The 6000-nt window shown below is 72.0% G+C and carries 4 protein-coding genes and 1 pseudogene; all 5 read left to right on the top strand.

Features of this window, described 5'->3' with window-relative positions; all coding sequences use genetic code 11:
• The first annotated feature begins 650 nt into the window (after positions 1-650).
• The 5 genes and pseudogenes from IPN03_08750 (at position 651) to IPN03_08770 (ending at position 5909) form a co-directional block, all read left to right on the top strand.
• Positions 651-1205 (top strand): annotated as a pseudogene (locus IPN03_08750) (TolC family protein).
• Positions 1206-1605: 400 nt separating this feature from the next.
• A complete protein-coding gene (locus IPN03_08755; protein ID MBK9373802.1) occupies positions 1606-2814 on the top strand; it encodes an efflux RND transporter periplasmic adaptor subunit in 1209 nt (402 codons plus the stop codon).
• A gap of 1 nt (position 2815) precedes the next feature.
• Entirely contained in the window at positions 2816-4792 is a 1977-nt protein-coding gene (locus IPN03_08760) for an efflux RND transporter permease subunit (GenBank protein ID MBK9373803.1), read from the top strand.
• On the top strand, positions 4774-5754 hold the full coding sequence (locus IPN03_08765; protein ID MBK9373804.1) for an efflux RND transporter permease subunit: 981 nt from the start codon (positions 4774-4776) through the stop codon (positions 5752-5754). The genes IPN03_08760 and IPN03_08765 overlap by 19 nt, the downstream gene beginning before the upstream one ends.
• On the top strand, positions 5730-5909 hold the full coding sequence (locus IPN03_08770; GenBank protein ID MBK9373805.1) for an efflux RND transporter permease subunit: 180 nt from the start codon (positions 5730-5732) through the stop codon (positions 5907-5909). Before IPN03_08765 ends, IPN03_08770 begins: the two co-directional genes overlap by 25 nt.
• Positions 5910-6000: the final 91 nt, after the last annotated feature.

A 6000-nucleotide genomic window follows, 5' to 3' on the forward strand; every position in this document is an offset into this window, starting at 1 on the left:
ACGTTCGGCTTTCCGAGGAGGTCGTGGAGCCGCCGGGCCTCGGCGATCGTCCCTTCGATGTCGAGGGCGAGGCTCGGGAGGACCTCGAGGGAGATCCAGCCGTCCTCGGCGTTGGCGGCGTGCTGGGCGGCGAAGAGGTCGGCCCCCGCGGCGATGTCGCCGCGCGTGAGGTCGTCGTAGACCTCGAAGGCATCCTTGCCCTCGTCGGCGAGGTGCTCGATCCGGCTCTCGTAGTCGCCGTCGCCCTTGCCGATGGCCTGGGCGAAGATCGTCGGGTTCGACGTGACGCCGTAGATGGCACCCGCCTCGATCCGTCCGGCGAGCTCTCCCGTGGCGATCATGCGGGCCGAGATGCTGTCGAGCCAGACGGCCTGGCCACGCTTCCGGTAGTCGACGGAGCGGTTCATGAGGAACCTCCTGGGGTTCGGAACGGAAGGACCGTCCCCGGTTTTGAGGTGATCCTATCTTCTCCCGCGCCCCGTGTCCGCGCCGCCCGCCCGGGAAAGCGCTCGTTCGATATCCATTCGAGGTTTCGCGCTACGCTTGCCGATCGATGAGCCGGCTCGCTCTCTCCCCTCCTCCTCGCGGCGGCTGTCTCCTCCCCCGTCAGGGGGTGCAGAGCTCGCCGCCGTCCCTCCCGCCCCCTTCCCTTCGAGGACGTCCTCCGGGCCGCCGCCGAACGCGCCCCGCTCGCCGCCGCCTCCGCCGCGCGGCGGGACGCCTCGGACGCGAGCGCCACGAAGGCCCGCCGGCTGCCGAACCCGGAGGCGACGGTGCGCGTGGAGAACTGGCGCCGAGGCACCGACGCCCACCCGTTCGACGCGCAGGCCGACCTCGACGTCGTCGCCGAGCTGTCGCAGCCGCTGCCCGTCTTCGGGACGTGGTCGTCGCGCCGGGACGAGGCCGCCGCGCTGTCGCGGGCCGCGCGGGCCACGTCGCGCGGCGAGGTCGAGACGGTCGTCCTCGAGGCGGCGCGCCTCTACCTGGGATCGGTGCGCGGCCGGGACCTCGTCGCCGCCCTGACCGAGAGCCGCGACGTCCTCGGAACGATGATCGCGACCGTGGAGAAACGGGTCGCCGAGGGGTGGTCGGCCGAGGGCGACCTCCTGAAGCTGAGGGCCGAGCACGCCCGCTCCGAGGCGCTCCTGGCCCGCGCGACGCTCGAGCTCGACGACGCCGCGGCGCGGCTGGCCGCCCTCCTCGGCGAGGAGGTGCCGGTCGACCCGGCGCGGCTCGCGATGCCCCGGGTCCCGGCCCTGCCCGAGGGGGAGGCCGAGGTACTCGGCCGGGAGGCGGCCGGCCGCGCGCACGCTCTCCACCCGGGCCGAAGCCGCGACCTCGGGCCTCCTCGGCGCCGCCCTCGGCGCCCGCGGCGCCGCCCGCGCCTCGTTCCGCGAGGGGGTCTCGGAGGTCCTTCCCCTCGTCGACGCCGAGCGTGTCACCGCCGAGGCCGTGCGGGAGACGCTCGACCTGGCCGTCGACGCCCGCCTCGCAACTCTCGCCGCCCGCTTCGCCCTCGGACAGGAGGTTCTCCCTTGAGCAGTCCCGAAGCGCCCACCCGGTACCCCGGAACCCGAAAGCTTCTGGAAGCGCCACCAGCGGCACATGCCGCGCCGGCTCCCCCGGGTCCTCCTGGCCGTGGGCCTCCTGCTCGTGCCCGCCGTCGTCGTGGTGAGGATCTTCACGGCGAAGCCGGTGGACGAGTCCGTCCCCGCGACGGCGCCGACCGACGCCGTGACGCTCGGCGAGAAGTCGGTCTCGCTGGCGGGGATCGAGGTGGTCGAGGCGAAGGGCGTGACCCGGGCGGCGACGTTCGACGCGCCTGCCGTCCTCGCCCTCGACGAGACGCGGACGGCGCGGATCGGGTCGCTCGTGGAGGGCGACGTCGTCCGGATCCTGTCCGAGGTGGGCTCCCGCGTCGGGCGCGGCGCCGTCCTCGCGGAGCTCAACAGCCGGGTCGTCCACGACGCCTGGGCCGACTACCGCAAGGCTGTCTCCGAGCGCCGCCGCCGCGAGACGGAGCTGGCGTGGGCGACGCAGGCGGCGGAACGGGCCGGGCGCCTGCACGAGCAGAAGGCGCTCTCGCTCCAGGAGCGGCAGCGCGCCGAGACCGACCAGGTGGCCGCCCGGGAGGAGCTGGACCAGACGAGGACGGAGGTGCGGCGCGCCGAGGAGGCGCTCGAGCACCTCGGCGTGACGAACAAGGAAGACCCGACGGGCGAGACCGGGGAATCGGTCCCTGTCCGGGCGCCGCTCGCCGGCGTCGTCCTCGAGAAGAACGTGACCGCCGGGACCACCGTCACGCCCGGGACGCTCCTCTTCGTCGTGAGCGACCTGACCGGGCTCTGGGCCATGGCCGAGGTGGACGAGACGCGGATTCCGCTCGTCGCCGCCGGACGGCCGGCGAAGGTCCACGTGGCCGCGTGGCCCGACCGGGCGTTCGACGCGCAGGTGACGTTCGTCGGCGACGCGGTGAACCCGAAGACGCGCCGCGTGACGGTGCGCTGCCAGGTGCCGAACCCGGGCGGGCTCCTCAAGCCCGAGATGTACGCCCGCGTCGCCCTCGGCGAGTCGGCGCCGCGCCCGATGGTCGTCGTTCCCGAGGCGGCGATCCAGGAGATGGACGGCAAGCCGTACGTCTTCGTGGCGGGAGCGAAGGGGCGCTTCGAGAAGCGCGAGGTCGCCCTCGGCGCGTCGAGCGAGGGCCTCGTCGAGATCCGCTCCGGCGTCGCGGCCGGGGAGAAGGTGGCGACCCAGGGGAGCTTTCTCCTGAAGTCTCAGCTCCTTTCGGCGTCCGCCCCGGCGGAGGAGTGAGGTGAGCGGCAGCGAACGGGGCCACCGGCACCGCGCCGAGGCGGAGACCGGCCCGCGCCCGAAGGGGATCGAGCGGTTCGTGGCCGGCGCGTACCGCCGGCGGATGGCCGTCCACGCGATGGTCGGGTTCCTCGTCCTCTCGGGCCTCTGGGCCTGGAACGAGCTCCCCGTCGAGGCGTTCCCCGACCTGACGAACAACCAGGCCGTCGTCGTCACCGAGGCGCCCGGCCTCTCGGCGACCGAGGTCGAGCAGCAGGTGACCTACCCGATCGAGACGGCGCTGATGGGCGTGCCGCGCTCGCAGGAGGTCCGCTCGCTCTCGAAGTTCGGCCTCTCCATCGTGACGATCGTCTTCGACGACGACGTGCCGGTCTACTTCGCGCGGCAGCTCGTGGCCGAGCGGGTGAACGACGCCCGCGCGCGCCTCCCCGAGGGGACCGAGCCGGCGCTGGGCCCGGTGGCGACCGCCTTCGGCGAGATCTACCAGTACCTCATCGAGGGAGACGTCGCCGACCCGATGACGAAGAAGGCGCTGCAGGACTGGGACGTCCGCACGCGCCTGCGCGCCGTGCGCGGCGTCTCGGAGATCAACTCGTGGGGCGGCCAGACGAAGGAGTTCCACGTCCTCGTCGACCCGCGCAAGCTGGACCGCTTCGGCCTCCCGCTCCGGCAGGTCGTGACGGCCCTCTCCGAGAACAACGCGACCTTTTCCGGCGGCTTCATCGAGCACCGCTCGGAACGCTTCACCGTCCGCGGGCTGGGCCTCGCCACCGGGATCGAGGACCTGAAGCGGATCGTCGTGGCCACGGTCGACAGCGTCCCGGTCTTCGTCTCCGACGTGGCCGACGTGGGCGTCGGCGAGATGCCGAGGAGCGGCGCCGTGACCCGCGACGGCAAGGGCGAGAGCGTCGCGGGAATGGTCATCATGCTCCAGGGGGAGAACGGCAAGAGGATTGCCGAGCGGGTGAAGGCGAAGGTGAAGGAGATCGCCGAGAGCCTGCCGAAGGGGCTCTCGATCGTCCCGTTCTACGACCAGAGCGAGGTCATCGACCGGACGTCCCACACGGTGCGCAAGAACCTCCTCGAGGGGTCGCTCCTCGTCGTCCTCGTCCTCTTCATCTTCCTGAAGGACCTCCGCGCCGCGCTCGTCGTGGCGGCCGTGATCCCGCTCTCGATGCTCGTCGGCTTCCTCGGGATGAAGATCTTCGGCGTCTCGGCGAACCTGATGTCGCTCGGCGCGATCGACTTCGGCCTCATCGTCGACGGCGCCGTCGTCATGATCGAGAACTTCATCCGGCGCAAGACCGAGAAGGGGGCCGAGCCGCGCCGGGCGAGGACCCGCCAAGAAGCACGAGACGTTCATCGGGGCCGCCGCCGTCGAGGTGGCGAGGCCGATCCTCTTCGGCGTCCTGATCATCATCGCGGTCTACCTGCCGATCTTCACGCTCGAGGGGCTCGAGGGGAAGATGTTCAAGCCGATGGCGATCACCGTCTGCTCGGCGATCCTCGGCTCGCTCCTCCTCTCGTTCACCGCCGTTCCCGTCGCCTCGGCGCTCGTCCTGAAGGAGACGATGCACGAGCACGACGAGGGGTGGTTCCAGCGCCTGCGCCGCTACTACGGCGTCCACCTCGCCGACGCGATGGACCACCGGCGCGGACGCTCGGCGTCGCGCTCGCGGTCGTCGTCGTGGCGCTCGCCTCGATCCCGTTCCTCGGGAGCGAGTTCATGCCGCGCCTCGACGAGGGGGCGATCCTGATCGAGTCGCGCAAGCTCCCGTCCGTTTCGCTGCCGGAGTCGGTGGAGATCTCGACGAAGCTGGAGCGGATCGTCGCGACCTTCCCCGAGGTGAAGCAGGTCGTCACGAAGATCGGCCGGCCCGACGTCGCCACCGAGGCGATGGGGATCTACCAGGGGGACGTCTACGTCAACCTCCACCCGCGCGACGAGTGGAAGAGCCGGTGGACGAAGGAGAGCTGATCGACGCGATGGCCGTCGCGCTCGCCGACCTGCCCGGGGTGACGATCAACTTCACGCAGCCGATGGCGATGCGCCTCGACGAGGTCGTGTCGGGCGTTAAGGCCGACGTGGCCGTGAAGGTCTTCGGGCCCGACAACCCGACTCTCGAGAAGCTCGGCGAGGAGATCCGGCGCGTCCTCGAGACGGTCCGCGGCGCCGCGGACCTGCAGGTCGAGGTGCTCTCCCGGGGCCGCGCAGGTGCAGATCGACCTCGACCGCGCGCGGATGGCCCGCTACGGCCTCAACGTCGCCGACGTGCGGACCTCGTCGAGACGGCCATCGGCGGGGCCACCGCCACCGAGATCCTCGACGGCCCGCGGCGCTTCGCCGTCGTCGTGCGCTTCCCGGACGAGCTGCGCCGGAGCCCGGAGGCGATCGCGTCGATCCTGCTGACCGCTCCCGGCGGCGAGAAGGTGCCGCTCGGCAACGTGGCGCGCATCGCGACGCCCCAGGGCCCCGAGGCGATCAGCCACGAGTCGGGGCAGCGCCGGCTCGTCGTCCAGACGAACGTCCGCGGCCGCGACATCGGCAGCTACGTGGCCGAGGGTCAGAAGCTGGTTCGCGCGAAGGTCACGATGCCCTCCGGGTACCACGCCGAGTGGGGCGGGCAGTTCGAGAACCAGGCGCGCGCCACGAAGCGGCTGATGATCGTCATCCCGGCCTCGCTCGCGATCATCTTCCTGCTGCTCTTCCTCACCTTCCGGCTGGCGCGGCAGGCGGCGCTCGTCATCCTCAACGTCCCGTTCGCCCTGGTCGGCGGCGTCGCGGCGCTCTGGCTGCGCGGCCTGAACCTGAACCTCTCGGCGTCGGTCGGGCTTCATCGCCCTCTTCGGCGTCGCGGTCCTGAACGGCGTCGTGATGATCACGTCGATGAACCGCCTGCGCGAGGAGGGGCCACCTGGAGCTGCGGCCTTCGGTCCTGACGGGCGCCGCGACGCGGCTCAAGCCGGTCATGATGACGGCCCTCGTGGCCGCGCTCGGCTTCCTCCCGATGGCGCTCTCGCACGGCGCGGGCGCCGAGGTCCAGGGCCGCTCGCGACGGTCGTCATCGGCGGGATCACCACCTCGACGCTCCTGACGCTCGTCCTGCCGACCCCCCTACGAGATCATCGAGGCGTGCGGTGGCGCGACGGAGGAGGTAGGGGAAACCGGCGGTCCGGTTTCCCGTC

Source organism: Holophagales bacterium (genome assembly GCA_016719485.1).
Lineage (GTDB): Bacteria > Acidobacteriota > Thermoanaerobaculia > UBA5066 > UBA5066 > UBA5066.